Annotated in this window: 21 protein-coding genes; 12 read left to right on the forward strand and 9 right to left on the reverse strand. The window is 75.5% G+C overall.

Annotated features, from left to right (window positions below):
* Positions 1 to 154: 154 nt before the first annotated feature.
* The 3 genes from PH190_RS25375 to PH190_RS25385 are packed head-to-tail and all read right to left on the reverse strand — an operon-like array spanning position 155 to position 3,317.
* Positions 155 to 1,549, reverse strand: a complete 1,395-nt coding sequence (locus PH190_RS25375) for a BPG-independent phosphoglycerate mutase family protein (protein WP_274234320.1) — start codon at positions 1,547 to 1,549, stop codon at positions 155 to 157.
* A complete protein-coding gene (locus tag PH190_RS25380) occupies positions 1,546 to 2,061 on the reverse strand; it encodes a cytidyltransferase (RefSeq protein ID WP_274234321.1) in 516 nt (171 codons plus the stop codon). The genes PH190_RS25375 and PH190_RS25380 overlap by 4 nt, the downstream gene beginning before the upstream one ends.
* Positions 2,062 to 2,072: 11 nt before the next feature.
* A complete protein-coding gene (locus tag PH190_RS25385; protein WP_274234322.1) occupies positions 2,073 to 3,317 on the reverse strand; it encodes an acyl-CoA dehydrogenase family protein in 1,245 nt (414 codons plus the stop codon).
* A gap of 80 nt (positions 3,318 to 3,397) precedes the next feature.
* On the opposite strand from PH190_RS25385, the gene PH190_RS25390 reads away from it, so the two are divergent.
* The 7 genes from PH190_RS25390 to PH190_RS25420 all read left to right on the forward strand — a co-directional run bounded on the left by PH190_RS25390 (position 3,398) and on the right by PH190_RS25420 (position 7,524).
* On the forward strand, positions 3,398 to 3,916 hold the full coding sequence (locus PH190_RS25390) for an isochorismatase family protein (RefSeq protein ID WP_274234323.1): 519 nt from the start codon (positions 3,398 to 3,400) through the stop codon (positions 3,914 to 3,916).
* A gap of 61 nt (positions 3,917 to 3,977) precedes the next feature.
* The gene (locus PH190_RS25395; protein WP_274234324.1) at positions 3,978 to 4,328 is read left to right on the forward strand and encodes an ArsR/SmtB family transcription factor; all 351 of its coding nucleotides are present in this window, start codon (positions 3,978 to 3,980) and stop codon (positions 4,326 to 4,328) included.
* Complete coding sequence (locus PH190_RS25400; protein WP_274234325.1) at positions 4,303 to 4,815, forward strand: SRPBCC domain-containing protein; 513 nt, start codon at positions 4,303 to 4,305, stop codon at positions 4,813 to 4,815. Before PH190_RS25395 ends, PH190_RS25400 begins: the two co-directional genes overlap by 26 nt.
* 80 nt (positions 4,816 to 4,895) lie before the next feature.
* Complete coding sequence (locus PH190_RS25405; protein WP_274234326.1) at positions 4,896 to 5,720, forward strand: MOSC domain-containing protein; 825 nt, start codon at positions 4,896 to 4,898, stop codon at positions 5,718 to 5,720.
* Positions 5,717 to 6,478, forward strand: coding sequence for a crotonase/enoyl-CoA hydratase family protein (locus PH190_RS25410; RefSeq protein ID WP_274234327.1), 762 nt, complete (start codon positions 5,717 to 5,719; stop codon positions 6,476 to 6,478). Before PH190_RS25405 ends, PH190_RS25410 begins: the two co-directional genes overlap by 4 nt.
* A 41-nt stretch (positions 6,479 to 6,519) precedes the next feature.
* Positions 6,520 to 6,969, forward strand: coding sequence for a DUF1707 SHOCT-like domain-containing protein (locus tag PH190_RS25415; protein ID WP_274234328.1), 450 nt, complete (start codon positions 6,520 to 6,522; stop codon positions 6,967 to 6,969).
* Between the two features lie 108 nt (positions 6,970 to 7,077).
* On the forward strand, positions 7,078 to 7,524 hold the full coding sequence (locus PH190_RS25420; protein WP_274234329.1) for a hypothetical protein: 447 nt from the start codon (positions 7,078 to 7,080) through the stop codon (positions 7,522 to 7,524).
* Here the strand turns inward: PH190_RS25420 and ligD are convergent.
* On the reverse strand, positions 7,521 to 9,713 hold the full coding sequence (gene ligD, locus PH190_RS25425; protein ID WP_274234330.1) for a non-homologous end-joining DNA ligase LigD: 2,193 nt from the start codon (positions 9,711 to 9,713) through the stop codon (positions 7,521 to 7,523). The two genes, PH190_RS25420 and ligD, sit on opposite strands and share 4 nt — an antisense overlap.
* A gap of 44 nt (positions 9,714 to 9,757) precedes the next feature.
* On the opposite strand from ligD, the gene PH190_RS25430 reads away from it, so the two are divergent.
* The 4 genes from PH190_RS25430 to PH190_RS25445 all read left to right on the forward strand — a co-directional run bounded on the left by PH190_RS25430 (position 9,758) and on the right by PH190_RS25445 (position 11,921).
* On the forward strand, positions 9,758 to 9,934 hold the full coding sequence (locus tag PH190_RS25430; RefSeq protein ID WP_274234331.1) for a hypothetical protein: 177 nt from the start codon (positions 9,758 to 9,760) through the stop codon (positions 9,932 to 9,934).
* A gap of 49 nt (positions 9,935 to 9,983) precedes the next feature.
* Positions 9,984 to 10,640 carry a Dph6-related ATP pyrophosphatase gene (locus tag PH190_RS25435; RefSeq protein WP_274234332.1) on the forward strand — a complete coding sequence of 219 codons (657 nt, stop codon included), beginning with the start codon at positions 9,984 to 9,986 and terminating at the stop codon, positions 10,638 to 10,640.
* A 64-nt stretch (positions 10,641 to 10,704) separates the two neighbouring features.
* Entirely contained in the window at positions 10,705 to 11,376 is a 672-nt protein-coding gene (locus PH190_RS25440; protein ID WP_274234333.1) for an MBL fold metallo-hydrolase, read from the forward strand.
* A 50-nt stretch (positions 11,377 to 11,426) separates the two neighbouring features.
* Positions 11,427 to 11,921, forward strand: a complete 495-nt coding sequence (locus PH190_RS25445; protein WP_274234334.1) for a hypothetical protein — start codon at positions 11,427 to 11,429, stop codon at positions 11,919 to 11,921.
* Between the two features lie 47 nt (positions 11,922 to 11,968).
* On the opposite strand, the gene PH190_RS25450 is transcribed toward PH190_RS25445, so the two are convergent.
* On the reverse strand, positions 11,969 to 12,148 hold the full coding sequence (locus tag PH190_RS25450; RefSeq protein WP_274234335.1) for a hypothetical protein: 180 nt from the start codon (positions 12,146 to 12,148) through the stop codon (positions 11,969 to 11,971).
* Positions 12,145 to 12,903: a DUF4383 domain-containing protein gene (locus PH190_RS25455; protein WP_274234336.1), complete on the reverse strand. Its 759-nt coding sequence runs from the start codon at positions 12,901 to 12,903 to the stop codon at positions 12,145 to 12,147. The genes PH190_RS25450 and PH190_RS25455 overlap by 4 nt, the downstream gene beginning before the upstream one ends.
* Before the next feature lie 221 nt (positions 12,904 to 13,124).
* Between PH190_RS25455 and PH190_RS25460 the strand changes: the two genes are divergently transcribed.
* Positions 13,125 to 13,421 (forward strand): iron-sulfur cluster assembly accessory protein, encoded by a 297-nt coding sequence (locus tag PH190_RS25460; protein WP_274234337.1) that lies wholly within the window; start codon positions 13,125 to 13,127, stop codon positions 13,419 to 13,421.
* 84 nt (positions 13,422 to 13,505) lie between these two features.
* On the opposite strand, the gene PH190_RS25465 is transcribed toward PH190_RS25460, so the two are convergent.
* The 3 genes from PH190_RS25465 to PH190_RS25475 all read right to left on the reverse strand — a co-directional run bounded on the left by PH190_RS25465 (position 13,506) and on the right by PH190_RS25475 (position 16,776).
* Positions 13,506 to 13,865 (reverse strand): universal stress protein, encoded by a 360-nt coding sequence (locus PH190_RS25465; protein ID WP_274234338.1) that lies wholly within the window; start codon positions 13,863 to 13,865, stop codon positions 13,506 to 13,508.
* A gap of 29 nt (positions 13,866 to 13,894) precedes the next feature.
* Positions 13,895 to 15,313, reverse strand: coding sequence for a sugar porter family MFS transporter (locus PH190_RS25470; RefSeq protein ID WP_274234339.1), 1,419 nt, complete (start codon positions 15,311 to 15,313; stop codon positions 13,895 to 13,897).
* A gap of 476 nt (positions 15,314 to 15,789) precedes the next feature.
* A complete protein-coding gene (locus PH190_RS25475) occupies positions 15,790 to 16,776 on the reverse strand; it encodes a sugar phosphate isomerase/epimerase family protein (RefSeq protein WP_274234340.1) in 987 nt (328 codons plus the stop codon).
* Between the last annotated feature and the right edge of the window lie 6 nt (positions 16,777 to 16,782).

Here is a 16,782-nt window from a genome sequence, read left to right on the forward strand (position 1 = left end):
TGGGGGTCGCGCCCGCGAGGCTCCACGGTGCACCGACGTCGGCGCAGGGTCGTCCGGACGTCGCCGGGGGGCCTTTCGACACGCGGTCGACGACCAGCGCCCCTCCGGCGGGTGGCGCTCCCTCGCCATCGCGCCCCCGTCGGCGTTCCCCCGGTCAGCCCGACCGGCGTCCGGCACCCCGGCGGACCCCGGGCGGGACGACCATCGCCTCCGGGGCGTCGGGCAGCGCGGGGGTGGCCCGGGCGCCCGGGCGGTGGCCGAGGAACGCGGCGCGGTTGGCGTGGCCGAGCAGCAGCGGCAGCAGCTCGCGGGCCGTGACGCTGCCGTACCAGCCCGCGCACGCCGGGCCCTCACCGAACGCGGTGACGCCGTCGGAGCGCACGGTCGGCCCGGCGACGACGAGCGGGGTGGGGTCGCCGGTGTGCAGCACCCCGCCGGTCGACGGGGTGGCGTGGTCCCCGGTGACGGCGACGACGGCGTGCTCGGCGAGCTCGAGCAGAGGCGCGAGACCCGGGTCCGCCGCCTCGAGGACCTCGAGCTTCGCGCGCGGGTCCTTCGTGTGCCCGGCGTCGTCGGTGGCCTTCGTGTGCACGTGGACGAACGCCGCGCCCTCGTCGAGGAGCTCGCGGGCGGCGGCGAGCCGGTCGTCGAGCTCGGCGCCGAGGTCGGTGCGCGGGTCGAGGTAGGGCGGGACGTGCCGGCTGCGCAGCCCCAGCAGGGCGGCGAGGCCCCGGTAGAGCCGCGTGCTGGTCACGGCCGCACCGGGGATCCCGACCTGCGCGGCGAACCCCGGCACCTCTCCCCGCGCCCCGGACCACTTGGTGGTCAGGACGTCGAGCGCCGGCAGTCCCCGGTCGCGCCGCGCGGCGTTGCGGGGGTGCTCGGCGAGGGTCGCGCGCACGTCGAGCAGCAGCGCGGTGAGGGCGTCGGCGGTGGGCGCCGCCCCGGGCGTCTCGTCGTGCGGGAGCACGCGCAGCCAGGGGTGGCGGTCCTCGAAGAAGGGGTCGGAGTCGGTCACGCGACCGTCGGCATCGTCCCCCAGCACCAGCAGCGCCTCCCCCCGGCCGCCCAGCGCCTCGAGCCGCATCCCGTGGTCCGCGGCCACCGCGGCGACGTCGCCCAGCAGCGCGGCGGCGTCGTCGCCGTCGGTCGACGCCGCCCGGCCCGTGATCCACACACGGCCGTCCGGGCCCACCGCCGACGTGCGCAGCGCGGCGTGGGTGACGGCGACGCCCGGCGGGACCTCGATGCCCGCGCCGAGGGCCTCCAGCACCGCGCGCCCCGGGAACGGCACGTCGGCGTAGCCGAACATCGCCCAGTGCGCGAGCTCCGACGACGGCGCCCGCCCCCACCCGAAGGGCAGGTGCCAGCCGGACGCCCCCCGCGCGGCGAGCTCGTCGAGCACCGGCGTGTGCGCCGCCTCGGACGGCGTGCGGTCCCCGAGCGCGGGCACCGGCCGGTCGCCCAGGCCGTCGAGGACGACGAGCACGACCGGCAGCCGGTCGTCGTCGAGCCGCGGCTGGCCCTCGCCGTACCCGGGCGGCCTCACGCGCGACTCGCCCGCCGTCCGAGCAGGTCGCGCAGCACCGGAACGGTCGCCGGCGGCACGAGGGACGCCCAGCTGCCGTCGCGGAACCCGGCGCGGATCGTCGCGGCGTCGAGCTTGGCCGCGGGGTCGCCGTCGACGACGACCACCCCGTAGCCGCCGTCCGCGAGCCGCCCCGCCTTGTCGGTCTCCCACGCCGAGTAGGCGCGCACGAACTGCACCGCGTCCCGCGGCACGTACTCCGGCCACAGGTGCGGGCGGGTGAGGTCGAAGGGGACGACGGTCGCGCGGTCGGCCAGGCCCGCCCCGGCCAGCGCGGCGGCGAGGAGGCGGGCGCGCTCGAAGTAGGTGAACGGGTTGGCGTCGTCGGTGTGCCGGTGCGCGGAGGTGGCGGCCGCGTGGCGCGCCCCGGTGTCGGGGTTGGTGACGGCGACCACGAGGTGGTCGTGCTCGGCGAGGGCGAGCGCGAACAGGTCGAGGTGCTGGGCGTGCACCGGCTGGAAGCGCCCGGTCACCGCGGCCAGGCTCACCGCCGCGAGCCCCGCAGCAGCCCCCGGGCGATGGCGTTGCGCTGGATCTCGACGGTGCCCGCCGGGATCTTGAGGTTGCGCGCGATGCGGAAGAGCTTCTCCTCGGGCGACCCGAGCCGCAGCCCGGTGCCGCCGTGCACCTGCACCGCGCGGTCGGTGACGCGGAAGAACGCCTCGTCGTTGATGACCTTGACCAGGCTCGTCAGCCGCGGCGCCTCGGGGTGCAGCGGCATCCCGAACGCGCCGCCGGGCAGGTCGTCGAGCTCGGCCTGCGCCTGCAGCGACGCGGCGCGCGCGGCGTACAGGTCGGCGTCCATGTCGGCCAGCATGTGCTGCACGGACTGCAGCTCGGCGATCGGCGCGCCGCCCGAGGTGCGCGACCGCGCGCGGTCGAGGGCGCGCTCGAGCAACCAGGTGCCCCAGCCCGCGCACATCCCGCCGCGGCACAGCCGCCGCCAGTTGATCCACGCCATCGCCAGCGCGAACCCGTCCCCGATCTCCCCGACGACGTCCTGCGCCGGCACCCGCACGCCCTCGAGGTGCAGCTCGCCGGTCAGGCCGTCGTTCAGCATCGTCGGGATGTCGCGGCCGCGCGCGAAGCCGGGGCTGGTGGCGTCGACGAGGAACATCGACAGCGACCGGGTCCCGGCGCCGGGCTCGGTGACCGCGACGACCTGCACGACGTCGGCGAAGTGTGCGTTGGTGATCCAGGCCTTGGTGCCGTCGAGGATCCAGTCGTCGCCGTCGGGGCGGGCGCGGGTCTCCATCGCGAGCACGTCGGTGCCGACGGCGATCTCGGTGTTGGCGAACGCCGCGGTGATCTCGCCGGTCATCAACGGGTCGAGCCAGCGCTCCCGCGCCGCCGGCGAGCAGTGCTCGATCGCGGGGTTCGGGCCCTCGGTCCACGCCAGCGCGGCGATGCCCAGCCCGAGGCCCGCGTGGCGGTAGACGAACTCCTCGACGTGCTGCATCTCGGCACGGGTGAACCCGCCCCCGCCCACCTCCGCGGCGACGTGCGGCGTGTACAGCCCGGCCGCCGCCGACCGTCGCTGCACCTCGCGACGCGCCTCCCACACGGCGGGGTGCATCCGGCCGGCCGTGTCCAGGCGGGGGTTGAAGGCGGTCCCGACGTCCTGCACGGCGAGGTCGGCCTCCCGCGGCGCCACCTCGGTCTCCAGGAACGCGGCGAAGCGCGCGGTGTAGTCGGCGACGCGGTCGGTGCGGCCCGTGGTCACGCGCATGCCCTACGGCGTGGGGGGAGGTCCCGTCAACCTCCCGTCGATCACCCCGTCGATCACTCGGGCGCTCTACGGTCGACGGCGTGCCGCTGCTGACCGCCGGGGACTCGACCCTGCTCGTCGTCGACCTGCAGGAACGCCTCATGCCCGCGATCGCCGGCGCGGACGCGGTGCTGGAGAACACCGGGCGCCTCGTGCAGGCGGCGAGCCGGCTCGGCGTCGGCGTCGCCGCGACCGAGCAGAACCCGGAGGGGCTCGGGCGCACGGTCGGCGTCGTCGCGGACCTGCTGCCCACCCCCGCCGTCGCCAAGACGTCCTTCGCCGCCGACCCCGACGTCGCGGGCCCGGGCACCGTCGTCGTCGCCGGGTGCGAGGCACACGTGTGCGTGCTGCAGACCGTGCTCGCGCTGCGCGCCGCGGGCCGGGAGGTCGCCGTCGTCGCCGACGCGGTGGGCAGCCGGCGCGAGACCAACCGCGACCGCGCGCTCGACAGGATGCGCGCCCACGGCGTCGACGTCGTCACCACCGAGATGGTCGTGTTCGAGTGGCTGGGGACCAGCGAGAACGCGGCGTTCCGCGAGGTCCAGAAGCTGATCAAGTGAGCACCCTGGCCTCCGCGTCGCTTCTCCGCTAACGTTCGTCATCGCTGACGGAGGTGGAGCGGTGGCCGATGACGACGACCCGGAGGGCGTGACGCTGCGCGCCCTGGTCGAGCCGCGCCGCCGCTCGATCCTGCGCCTCGTCGCGCACGACGAGCTCTCCGCCGGGGAGATCGCCGCCGCCTTCGACGTCACCCGGCCCGCCGTCAGCCAGCACCTCACCGTGCTCAAGGACGCCGGGCTGCTCACCGAGCGACGCGAGGGCACCCGCCGGCTCTACCGCGCCCGCCCCGAGGGCCTCGACGGCCTCCGGGAGTTCCTGGACGACATGTGGGCCTCGTCGCTGGACACCGCACGCCGACTGGTCGAAGCCGACAGGGGGATCGCCGATGACGAGCACCACGCCGCGGGCTGAGACCGCGAGCGTCACCACCCTGCGCCGGCCGCCCATCCGGCAGGCGACGATGGTGCGCAGCACCCGCGAGCACACGTTCGACGTCTTCGTCGCGACGATCGGGCAATGGTGGCCGTTGCAGCCGTACTCCGCGGGCAAGGAGCGCGTGCGCACGGTGGAGGTCGAGCCGCGCCTCGAGGGACGGGTCTTCGAGCGCTGGGACGACGGCACGGAGTGCGACTGGGGCCGCCTGCTCGCCTGGGAGCCGCCGGCACGCCTCGTCATGTCCTGGAACATGACGCCCGAGCCCACGGAGGTGGAGCTAACCTTCACCGCCCTCGGGCCGTCGCTCACCCGCGTCGCCGTCGAGCACCGCGGCTGGGAGGCCCTGTCCGACGCCCAGCTCGGCGAGGACTGCGCGCGCCCCGGCGGCTACATGGGCGGCGCGTTCGTCCAGGGCTGGACCGAGGTGCTCGGCCGCCTCGCCGCCGCGGCCGAGGCGGGCTGACGGCGGAGCGACCGGCCACCCGTGCGGCTACCGTCCCGGCGGGGACCGACGCGGACGTCGGACCCGGGAAGGGACGACGGATGCGGATCACGGCGCTGTGGCGGTACCCGGTGAAGTCGATGCTCGGCGAGGCCCTCGAGGTCTCCCGGGTCGACGCGGGCGGGGTCGCGGGCGACCGCGCGCTCGCGCTGGTCGACGACGTCACGGGCATGGTGGCGACGGCCAAGCACCCCCGGCTCTGGCGCGGCCTGCTGCAGTACACGGCCGCCTCCGGTGACGGCGGGATCCGGATCACCTCGCCCGCCGGCTGGACCCGCGACGCCCTCGACCCGTGGGTCGCCGAGGCGCTCGCCGGCGAGCTGGGCCGTCGCGTGCGGGTGGCGGCGGACCGGCCCGAGGCGGCGTCGGTCGAGCGCCCCGACCCCGAGGAGGTGCTGGACCAGGGTGTCGAGGCCGAGGTCGAGGCGCCGACGCTGGAGATCGCCCAGGGGACGACGGCCGGGTCGCTCGTCGACCACTCCCCCGTGCACGTCATCACCACCGCGACGCTCGCCGCGACCGGTGCGGAGTACCTGCGCTACCGGCCGAACGTCGTCATCGAGACCCCGGAGGGCACCGAGCCCTGGGTCGAGAACACCTGGACGGGGCGCGCGCTGCACCTCACGCGGGACGACGGCTCGTCGGTGACGCTGGAGGTGTCGCTGCCGACGCCGCGCTGCTCGGTGCCCACCCTCGAGCACGGCGCCCTGCCGCGGGCCCCGCACGCGGTGCGCGAGCCGATGCGCGCCAACCGGGTCGAGGTGCCGGGCTTCGGCGTGCTGCCGTGCGCCGGCGCGTACGCGCAGGTCACGCGCGGCGGCGAGCTGCGGGTCGGCGACACCGTGACCCTGGGCGACGCGCCGTGACGGTGCGGGTCGAGAACCGCGACGCGGTCACCGTCGTCAGCATCGACCGCCCCGAGCGGCGCAACGCCGTCGACCGCGCGACCGCCGAACGCCTCGCCGACGCGTTCCGGGCCTTCGACGCCGACGACGACGCGAGCGTCGCGATCCTGCGCGGCGAGGGCCCGTCGTTCTGCGCGGGCGCGGACCTGCAGGCCGTCAGCACCGGCCACGGCAACCGCGTCGACCCCGACGGTGATGGGCCGATGGGGCCGACCCGGCTGCGGCTGTCGAAGCCGGTGATCGCCGCGGTGCACGGGCACGCGGTCGCGGGCGGGCTCGAGCTCGCGCTGTGGGCGGACCTGCGCGTCGTCGACACCACCGCGGTGTTCGGGGTGTTCTGCCGGCGCTGGGGCGTGCCGCTGATCGACGGCGGCACGGTGCGCCTGCCCCGCCTGATCGGGCGCAGCGCGGCGATGGACCTCGTGCTCACCGGCCGGCCCGTCGACGCCGACGAGGCGCTGCGCCTGGGTCTCGCGAACCGCGTCGTGCCGGCGGGGCAGGCGCTCGACGCGAGCCTCGAGCTCGCCCGCACGCTCGCGGCCTTCCCGCAGACCTGCCTGCGCCACGACCGGGCGGCGCTGCTCGAGCAGGAGGGGCTCGACGAGGACGAGGCCCTGCGCCGCGAGTTCGCGCACGGCCAGATCTCGCTGCAGGCCGACACCCTCGCCGGCGCGACCCGCTTCGCCGAGGGCGCGGGCCGGCACGGCTCGGGGGTGTGACGAGGGGTCACGGTGTCGTCCCCCGGTGGCATGCTGGCGCGGTGACCGAGCCGGCGCCGCCTCCCCCCGGGCCGCCCTCGCCCCGCATCGGCACCGCCGAGCGGGACGCGGCGATGGCGGCGCTCGACGCCCACCTCGAGGCCGGGCGCCTCGACGTCGAGGAGTACGGCGAGCGCAGCGCCCGGGCCGCCGAGGCGCGCACGGCGGCCGACCTCGAGCCCCTCTTCACCGACCTCCCCGACCCGCGCCCGCCGTTCGGTGCGGCCCCCGCACCCGCCGTCCCGGCCACCCCCGGGACGACCGAGCGCGACCCCGTCGCCCGCCGCGAGCCCGGCGCGCTCGCCCGCTACGGGCCGGCGATCAGCGGCGCGCTGCCGATCATCGCGCTGGTCCTGTTCCTCACCGTGCCGATCCCGAACGCCTGGGTGTTCTTCCTGGTCATCCCCCTCGGCGGCTGGCTCTTCGCGAGCTCGCGGCGCGGCGGGAGCTGACCCTCGACCGACGGCCCGCAGCGGAGGACCATGCGCTGCACACGGCGGACGGCCGGGCGCGGGACGGGCACGGACAGGGCGCGGACGGACGAGACACGAGGTGGGGACATGACGCACGCGGCGGGGCCGGTCGGTCCGGGTGGCGCACCGACGGTGCGGATCGCGCAGGGCGGGCGCCGCTCGACCATGCCCTGGCAGGTCCTGTCCGCGATCGCCCTGCTGGCGATGGGCGGCATCCACCTGTGGCTGGTGTTCAACGGCACCGGCGGGGTGCTGGGGAACCTGTTCGTCCTCAACGCGATCGGTGCGCTGATCCTCGCGATCGCCGTGGTCATCACCCGCGGGGAGCTGCTCGCCGTCTCCGTGGTGCTGGGCCTGCTGTTCCTGGCCGGCACCCTCGCGGCCCTGGTGCTCGCCCTCACCGTCGGGCTGTTCGGCATCCGCTCGAGCCTCGACTACGACCTGGCGCCGACGACCCTCGTCGTGGAGTCGGTCGGCGTGGTCGTCCTGCTCGTCACCACAGTCCTCGTGCTGCGCCGGCGCCGCCGGATCTAGGCCGACAGCGACGGCAGCGTCTGCGCCCGCCCGAGCAGCGGCCGCAACGGGTCCCCGACCTCGGCCAGGCGGTCGAGCGCGGTCCGGACCGTCCAGCGGTCCGGCGTCAGCTCCGGGTCGTCCAGCTCGTCCCAGGTGATCGGCATCGACACCGGCGCGTCCGCCGACGGCCGCGGGCTGAACGGCGCCACGAGGGTCTTGTTGATCGCGTTCTGGGTGTAGTCCAGCCGCGCGAGGCCGCGGCGCCGGTCGGTGTGCCACTCCCACGACACCAGGTGCGGAACGGTCCGGCCGACGGCGCGGGAGAGCTTCTCGACCCACGCGCGGGTGTCGTCGAAGGTGTAGCCGTCGGCGATCGGCACCCAGATCTGCACGCCCCGCTGGCCCGTCACCTTCGGCGCCGCCTCGACGCCGACGTGGGCGAGCGCGGTGCGGTAGAGCCGGGCGAGCACCAGCACGTCGGCGAACCCCACCGCCGGGCCGGGGTCGATGTCGATGAGCGCCCAGGTCGGCTGCTGCACGTCGGGCAGGCGCGACGTCCACGGGTGCAGCTCGATCGCCCCGTAGTTCGCGAGCCAGACCAGCGCCGGGGTGCTGTCGACGACGAAGTACTGCTGGGTCTCGTCGGGCGCCGCCTCCGGGTTGCGCCAGCGCCGCAGCCATCCGGGCGCGTGGTCGGGGACCTCCTTCTGCCAGAACCCCGCTCGGGCGGTGCCGTCGGGGTAGCGGTGCAGGTTCACGGGCCGCCCCGCCAGGTAGGGCAGGAGGTACGGGGCGATCCGCGCGTGGTAGCGGACGAGGTCGCGCTTGGTGACGGGCGGCCCGGCGTCCCCGGGGACGAGCACCTTGTCCAGGTTGGTAAGCGCGAGCTCGCGCCCGCCGACGGTCCAGCTCCCCCGCCCGCCCAGCGCGTCGAGGGCGGCCAGCTCGTCGGCGGACGCCGCGGCCTGCTGCGCGGGGTCGTCGGGCGCCAGCGGCACCTCGGCGTGCTCGGCGGGCGCCTCCGACACCCACAGCGCCGTCGGGGCGGCCGCGACCTCGTCGTTGGTGCGCCCGCTGGTCACCGAGTGCGGGTGGTCCTCGGGGTCCCAGCCGTCGACGGCGTGGTCGTCGCGCTTGTGCACGAGGACCCACTGCTCCTTGCCTCCCGAGCCCTCCCCGCGCCTCCGGACCAGCACGAACCGCCCGTGGAGCTTCTCGCCGTCGAGGTCGAGGTGCAGCTCCCCCGCCGCGAGCGCGGCCGCCGGGTCGTCGGTGCGCGCCGGCGTCCAGGTGCCCCGGTCCCACACGATGACGTCGCCCCCGCCGTACTGGCCCCGCGGGATGACGCCCTCGAACGACGCGTAGTCCATGGGGTGGTCCTCGGTGCGCACGGCCATGTGCCGCGCCGCGGGGTCGAGGGTCGGCCCGCGCGGCACGGCCCAGCTCGCGAGCGCGCCGTCGACCTCGAGGCGGAGGTCGTAGTGCAGGCGCCGGGCGCGGTGGCGCTGCACCACGAAGATCGGCGCCGTGGTGCTCGGCGCGCCGCCGGCGGGCTCGGGGGTGGCCGCGAAGTCGCGCATGCCGCGGTAGGTCGCGAGGCGGTCGGTGGTGAGCCGGTCCGGCGGGGTGACCAGCGTCCGCACCCACGCCGTCGAGGTGCGCCCCGGCTCGTAGGCGGCGTCCCGGCGCTTGGCGACGACCCCGGCGAGCTCCTGCTCCCGGGCGAGCTCGAGCACCGCGGCGGGCGCGGCCTCCGTCGTCGCCGGCGCCACCGCCACCCGCGGCCACGCCTCGAGCCCGAGCTCCTCGAGCCGTGCGCGCCGCCCGTCCCAGGGCCGGTCGCGCAGGTCGTCGCCGTCGACGCACAGCACGTCGGCGAGGTAGAGCGAGACCGCCGCGGCGTCCGGGCCGCGCCGGTCCGCGACACGCTCGGCGAGCAGGTCGGGCCGCGGGCGGCCGCGCTCGTCCAGCACGACGACCTCCCCGTCGAGCACCAGGTCGTGCTCGGTGTCGAGGTGCGCGAGCTCGGGGTAGGAGCCGGTCACGTCCCGGCCGTCGGCGTCGGTGAGGTGCACCCCGCCGGCGACCGTCGTGACCAGGACCCGGACCCCGTCCCAGGTGAGCTCCGCCGCCCAGCCCGCGCCGGTCGGCGGGGCACCGTCGGTCGGCAGCATCGGACGCTCGGGCCCGGAGCGGTGTGCGGTCACCCCGCGGCGGTACCCGATCCGGGCCGGGCGGGTAGCCGGGGGTCATGTCACGACCGGACGAGGCCCGCAGGGACGCCCGCGACGAGTCCCTGGACACCACCGACGTCGACCCCACCGGCAACGCGGTCGAGAACGACGCCACCGGCGCGAAGGACCGCGCGGCGCAGGACACGACCGCTCGGGAGCACGAGGGCGACGAGGAGGAGGCCAGCCCGACCTGAACCGGCGACGGACCGGCCGGCCGCGAGCCCGTCGGCTAGCGTCGCGCCGATGACCGTGCGGGCCTGGATGAGCTGGTCGGGCGGCAAGGACGGCGCGTTCGCGCTCGCCGCGGCCCGGGCCGACCCGGGGGTCGAGGTCGCCGGCCTGCACACCACGGTCCGCCCCGGCGGGGAGGTGGCCGCCAGCTACGTCCCGCTCGGCCTGGTCCGGGCCCAGGCCGCGGCGCTGGGCCTGCCGCTCGAGACCGTCGAGCTGCCCGTGCCGTGCCCGGACGACGTCTACACGGAGCGCACGCGCACGTCGTGGGCCCGCCTGCGCGCGGGCGGGGCGACGCAGGTGCTCTACGGCGACCTCTTCCTCGCCGACATCCGGGCCTTCCGCGAGCGGGCCCTCGAGGGCACGGGGCTCTCGGCGCGCTTCCCGCTGTGGGACCGGCCCACCGCCCCGCTCGCCCGGGAGATGCTCGCGGCCGGGGTGCGGGCCGTGGTCGTCTGCGTCGACCCGGCGCGGGTGCCGCCGGCGCTCGCCGGACGGGCGTGGGACACCCAGCTGCTCGCCGAGCTCCCCGCCGGCGTCGACCCGTGCGGCGAGAACGGCGAGTTCCACACCCTCGTCACCGACGGCCCCGGGTTCGCCCGCCCCGTGCCCGCGGCGGTCAGGGGCACCGCCGAGCGCGACGGGTTCGTCACCGCTCTCCTCTGCTGACTCCTCGCCCGACACCTCGCCCGACACCTCGCCCGACTCCGTGCTCGCCTGCCAGGCTGCGCGCATGGCTCTGCGTCTGCGGGAGGTCGCCGACGGCGTGCACCTCGGCGCCCTCGTCCCCGGCGGTCTCCTGCACACGGTGCTGATCGAGGGCCCCGAGGGCGACGTCGTCGTCGACGCGGGGTTCCCGTGGTCGGCGCGCCGCCTCGTCACGCTGCTGCGGGGCCGTGACGTCGCCCTGCACGCCGTCACCCACGCGCACGGCGACCACGTCGGCTCGTCGGCGTGGCTGTGCCGGCAGACCGGGGCGCCGCTCGCGATGGGCGAGGCGGACGCGGGCCGCTTCGAGGACGGGCGGCTCGACACCCACTCCGGCGCGTTCGGCCGGCTCGTCCTCGCCCCGCTGGCCCGCGAGCGGCGGCCGGTCGACCGGCGCCTGCGCGAGGGCGACCGGGTCGGCGGGTTCGAGGTGCTCGCCGTCCCCGGCCACAGCCCCGGCACCCTCGCGCTGTGGCGCGCGGGGGACCGCGTGCTCGTCGTCGGCGACGGGCCGGTCAACGTGTCGACCGACCCGCGCTCGCCGCGGTGGCTGCCCCTCCCGCGCGGCCTGCACGACGACCCGGCGGCCGCGGCGGCCTCGCGCGGCCGCTTGGCCGAGCTGCGTCCGGCGCTCGTCGTCGCGATGCACGGCCACCCGGTGGCCGACCCCGACGCCTGGGCCGCGGCCGCGCCGTGACCCGCCCGCGAGGGGGGTCGGCGCCGGAGATCCGGGCGTAACGTCGCGAGATGGCCAAGGACCAGAAGACGAAGGACACGAAGACCAGGGACCCGAAGCCGAAGGACCCGAAGGCCGGGGACAAGCGCGAGGACCCCGTCGCGACGGCGCTCAGCGCCCCCGACGCGCCCGTCGACGACCCCGGCTCCCCGGCGGTCGTGCCCGCCAGCGGCCCGCCCGAGCGGCTCACCGGCGGCGCCCGCAGGCCCTCGGGGGCGGTCGCCCGCCGCGACACCGGCTCCGCAGCGCCCGCCGTGGCCGCAGCGCCCGCCGTGCCCGCCGTGCCCGCCGTGCCCGCCGCGCCGCCCGCGCGCGGCGTCACCGACACCGTGGTGTCCGCCGCCGCCGACGCCGCCCACGTCGTGCAGCGGGTGCTGCCCCACCGCGCGCCCGTCTACCTGGGCGGCGCCGCGCTGCTCGTCATCGGGATCGTCGACCTCCCCGCCGTCGCCGGTGGCGCGCTGGTCTACGAGGCGCTGCGCCGCTGGCACCCCGCCGATCGCTGAGTCGTCCCTGGCCGCGCCGAGGGGCCGACCCTGCCGACGCGCGGGCGTCAGCGCGTGGTCGCGGACGGCGGCGCGGCGGGGGCGCCGTCGTGCGGCGGCGGGTCGGCCTCGGCGTCGACGGCGCTCGGGTCCCCGGCGCCGTGCGTCTGGCCCGCGCCGCGGTCGAAATCGTCGCCGTCGCGGCGGAGGCGGTTGTGCCGGGTGCCGTCGTCGACGAGCCCGCTCACCGCCGGTGTCCGTCCTGCTGGGCGAGCCAGGCGCTGCGCCGCTCCTCGTGGGTGGTGCAGCGCTCGAGCGCGGCGAGCCGGCGCAGCGTGTCCGCGTTCGCGACGCCGGTGGCCTGCGCCCGGTAGGCGTCCGCGAGCTCGCGGTCCGCGCGCAGCTCGGCGGCGTTCCGTGGTCGCGGCTGGTGGTCCTCGGGCAGCGAGGCGAGGGTCGACTCGCTGACGAAGCGGCTCTGCACGGCCGTGACCAGCCGGTCGCCCGACGCGCCGTAGGGGTTGTCGGGCGGGAGGTGGACGACCACCCGCCCGTAGCTCCCGACGACGAGCAGCACGAGACCGGCCCCGATGCTGAAGAAGACGTTGGGCAGCCGGAAGGCCAGCAGGTTGTACGGCGTGGCGAGCACGGCGAGACCGGCGAAGGCCGCCAGGAGGAACGCCACCCCGATGACGATCATCACCGTCGACGCGGGGCGGCCGCCGCGGACGGCGGCCAGGACCAGGATCGCGGCGGTGACCACGGAGACGGTCGAGAGCAGGCCGTTGGTCGACAGCCCCAGCAGCGGCATGCCGCGGGTGTCGAAGGCGCTCAGCCCGCCGACGTAGCCGAGGACGCCGAAGACGGCGATCACCGCGGCGACCGTGAGGGCCCCGGCGCGGTGCACGAGGACCACCCGCCGGCTCAGCGGCGTGGGCGGCTCCGGTCCGGCCGGACCGGTGACGCCGGGATCGGGGCTGTGGGGTGGACGGGTGAGGGACATGACGGCCTCCTCGCTGAAGCACGTCGTCGGGTCGAGACCGCCCGGGCATCCCCGCGCCCGGCGGGTCCCACTCCCCGGACCGGCGTGACGTGGGTAGCAGGACCCGACCCGGGCACCTCGGCGACGTCGCGACGGCCCCCGACCCCGAGCTACGATCTTCGGCCGCGCGGGCGGCCCCGCCCGCGACGCACACGCGAGTCGACAGGGGAGGAGAGGCACCGATGACGCTCAGCGACGACGCCGTGGAGGCACTCATCCTGCTGTGCCGACGGAGCCGGGACGCCGGCTGCGTGGTCCGCATCCGCTCGATCGGCGCCGGCACGCTGCCGACCGTCCACCTCGAGCTCGACGCGGTCCCCCGTGACCGCGACGTCGTCGTCGCCCGCGGTGGCGTGACGGTCGTCGTCGACCGCGAGCTCGCGCCCGCCACGCAGGACAAGGTGCTGCACGCGGAGCCCCACAGCGAGGACGACGACCGGCCGGTCTTCCTGCTCGAGGAGGTCTCCGGACGCGCCTGACGCGGTGGGCCCCGGTTTCCGGGCGCCGACACGCCGATGCGCGGACCGCCGGTGGCGGCCCGCGCATCGGTGATCGCGGTGGTGTCAGTCCTCGGCCTTGACGGCCAGGACCGGCACCGGGCTGTCGAGCAGCAGTCGCTGGGCGACGCTGCCGAGCAGCGCCTTGCTCACCGGCGACCGGCGCTTCATCCCGATGACGAGGCGCTGGACGTCGGGCCGCTGGTCGATCTCCTCGAGGACGGTGTCCGCGGGGTCGCGGTCCTCAGGACCGGAGCGCTCGAGGAGCGTCACCTTGAGGTCCTCGGGCAGACCCGAGAGGTCGATGCTGTGCAGGGTCAGGTTGAGGACGACGAGGTCGGTGTCGAGCAGCCGGGCCTCGCCGGCGCCCGCGTGGAGGGCCTGGGGGCCCTCCCGTCCCTCGGGGACGGCGACGAGCACGGTCATGTTGGGTCCTTCCGGGCGAGTGGGGCGGGTCAGGAGTACTGGCGCATGAACTGCTCCTCGAGGTCCTCGAGCGAGCGGCCGCGGGTCTCGGGCACCGAGCGGTACACGAAGATCAGGGCCAGGACGCCGAGGGCGACGAAGATGAAGAACGTCGGCGCGATGCCGAGGCTCTCGACGACCACGGGGAAGCCGAGCGAGACGACCGCGTTCGACAGCCACAGCACGAGCACGCTGATGCCGATGGCGAGACTGCGGATCTTGAGCGGGAAGATCTCGGCCAGGAGGAGCCAGACCAGCGGGCCGATGGTGCCCTGCATGCAGAAGACGAACAGCACGACGAAGACCAGGATGAACCACGCCTTGGCCGGTCCGTCGGGCAGCAGGGTGGCCGACAGGCCGACGAGCAGGTGGAAGAACGTCGTGAGCGCGAAGCCGCCGAGCAGCAGCGTGCGGCGGTTGACCTTGTTCATGATGAGCAGCCCGACGGTGATGCCCAGGACGCTGAACAGGCCGTTCGCGGTGTTGGCGATGATCGCGGCCTGGTCGGAGAAGCCGGCGTCGCCGAGCAGCTGCGTGCCGTAGTACATGATCGAGTTGATGCCGGTGAACTGCTGGAACATGCCCAGGCCGGCCCCGAGCAGGATGAGCCGGCGGATCCAGCGCACCCCCAGGTCGCTCGCCCCGGCGGTCTTCGACGCCCGCTCCTCCTCGGCGAGCTCGTGCACCTCGGCCATCTCGGCCTGCGCCCGCTCGGGCGTGCGCACCTGCTGCAGCACCGCCAGCGCCTCGTCGTCCCGGCCCTGAGACACCAGCCAGCGGGGGCTCTCGGGCATCCGCAGCATGCCGATGAACAGCGCGATCGCCGGGAGCACGGCCACGACCAGCATGACGCGCCAGACGCCCGGGTTCTCGCCCCAGATGTTGAAGATGATCGCGTTGATGACGAAGGCGGCGAACTGGCCGCTGACGATCATGACCTCGTTGCGGGTGACGATGCTGCCCCGACGCTCGGCCGGCGCGACCTCGGCGAGGTAGACCGGCACGGTGGCCGAGGCGCCACCGACCGCCAGGCCGAGGACGAAGCGGAAGAACGCCAGCACCGGCCACGTCGGCGAGAGGACACAGCCGATGGTGGCGAGGGCGAAGAGGATCGCCAGCAGCAGGATGTTGTGGCGGCGGCCGAACCGGTCGGACAGCGCGCCACCCACGACGGCACCGATGGCCGCACCGAAGATCAGGATGCTGACGACGATGCCCTCGGTGAGGGCCGTGAGGCCGAGGTCGGCGGTCATCGGCTCGAGGGCGCCGTTGATGACGCCGGTGTCGTAGCCGAAGAGGAGGCCGCCGAAGGTGGCGACGACGGCGATGATGCCGAGCCGCTTCGAGTGCGGGCCGGGCACGTCCGGCGGGAGAGCAGCCCGTGACGGCTGCTCGTTGTAGGTGGTCATGACGTGGCGCTCCCCGTTGAGGAATGGCGTGACGAGATGTGTCGGGTCTCGGCGAGGGCGGTCGCGGGCATCGTCCGGAACAGCGTCCCGGGGCCGTCGAGATCGACCGAATGTCCCTGGTGACGACGAGGATGACGGGGCGGTGTGATCCAAGTCAAGAGCTCGTCGACAATTGTCTGTCGCATTTCTTGTGGGTGATCGACATGCCTCTGAACAGCGATGACGAACGCACGAGAGGCCCGGGACGACGGTGCGTCCCGGGCCTCGCGCAGTTCGTGGTGGTCATTTATCGACCATTCTCTCGCCCGCTTTTCGAGCACGACGAACAGAGGTCGGGAAAGGGCGGGAGAACGGCACGACACCGATCCGGACGGGAGGTCCCCCGATCGGCTCGCGGTGTCGCGCGATGGCGGAGACGTTACGGCGCCGGCCCGCCACCGTCAAGACTTTGTCCTGACATTAGGTCCAAGCTGCGCTCAGACGTCCGCCGCCGCGGCCGTGAGGACGCCGGCCGCCACCTCGAGTCCCTCGAGGCGACCGAGCTCGACGTCCTCGTGCTCGATGTTCACGGCCATGTCGGGGTCGACCTTCGCGAGGGCCCGCAGGAAGCGGGTCCAGAAGGCCTGGTCGTGGCCCTTGCCGAGCGCCACGAAGTCCCAGCCGGCGTTCTCCGGCCAGGCGTTGAGGGTGGCGTCGCCGCCCAGCCGCACCGGGTCCTCGGTGACCTTGCGGTGCCGGTCGTCGAGGACGCCGTGGACGCGCACGGCGTCGTTGATGCGGGTGTCCTTCGCCGCCGCCAGGTACACGAGGTCGCCGAGGTGCTCGATGGCGGCGACCGGGTCGATGCCCTGCCAGAACAGGTGGCTCGGGTCCATCTCGGCGCCGACCGAGCACGCCCCGGTCTCCTCGACGAGCCGGGTGAGCGTCGAGGGGTTGAAGACCAGGTTGAACTGGTGCATCTCGATGCAGACCTTCACGCCGTGCTCGCCGGCGAGCGCGTCGATCTCCCGCCAGAAGGGGACGCCCACCTCGGACCACTGCCGGTCGCGCACGTCGGAGTACGTGGACTCGAACGGCATGGGGTTCCAGACGGGGATCGTCCCGCCCGGCTCCCCGGCCGGCAGCCCCGACATCGTGACGACGCGGCGCACCCCGAGGCGCCCGGCGACCTCGATGGTGCGCCGCAGGTCGCGGGCGTGGGCCTCGCCGATCCGCGGGTCCGGGTGCAGCGGGTTGCCGTTGCAGTTCAGGGCGGTGAGCTCGACGCCCTCCGCGGCGAAGACGCCGAGGTAGTCCTCCGCCGCCGTGCGGCCCGCGAGCAGGTCGTCGACGGGCAGGTGCACCGGGGGCAGGAAGCCGCCGGCGTTGACCTCCAGGCCGGTCAGGCCGAGCGAGCGCACGGTCCGCAGGGCCTCGGGCAGGGGCCGGTCGTGCAGGATCGCGTCGTAGACGCCGAGCTTCATGATCGA

It is taken from the genome of Actinomycetospora straminea, assembly GCF_028737255.1.
Taxonomy (GTDB): Bacteria; Actinomycetota; Actinomycetes; order Mycobacteriales; family Pseudonocardiaceae; genus Actinomycetospora; species Actinomycetospora straminea.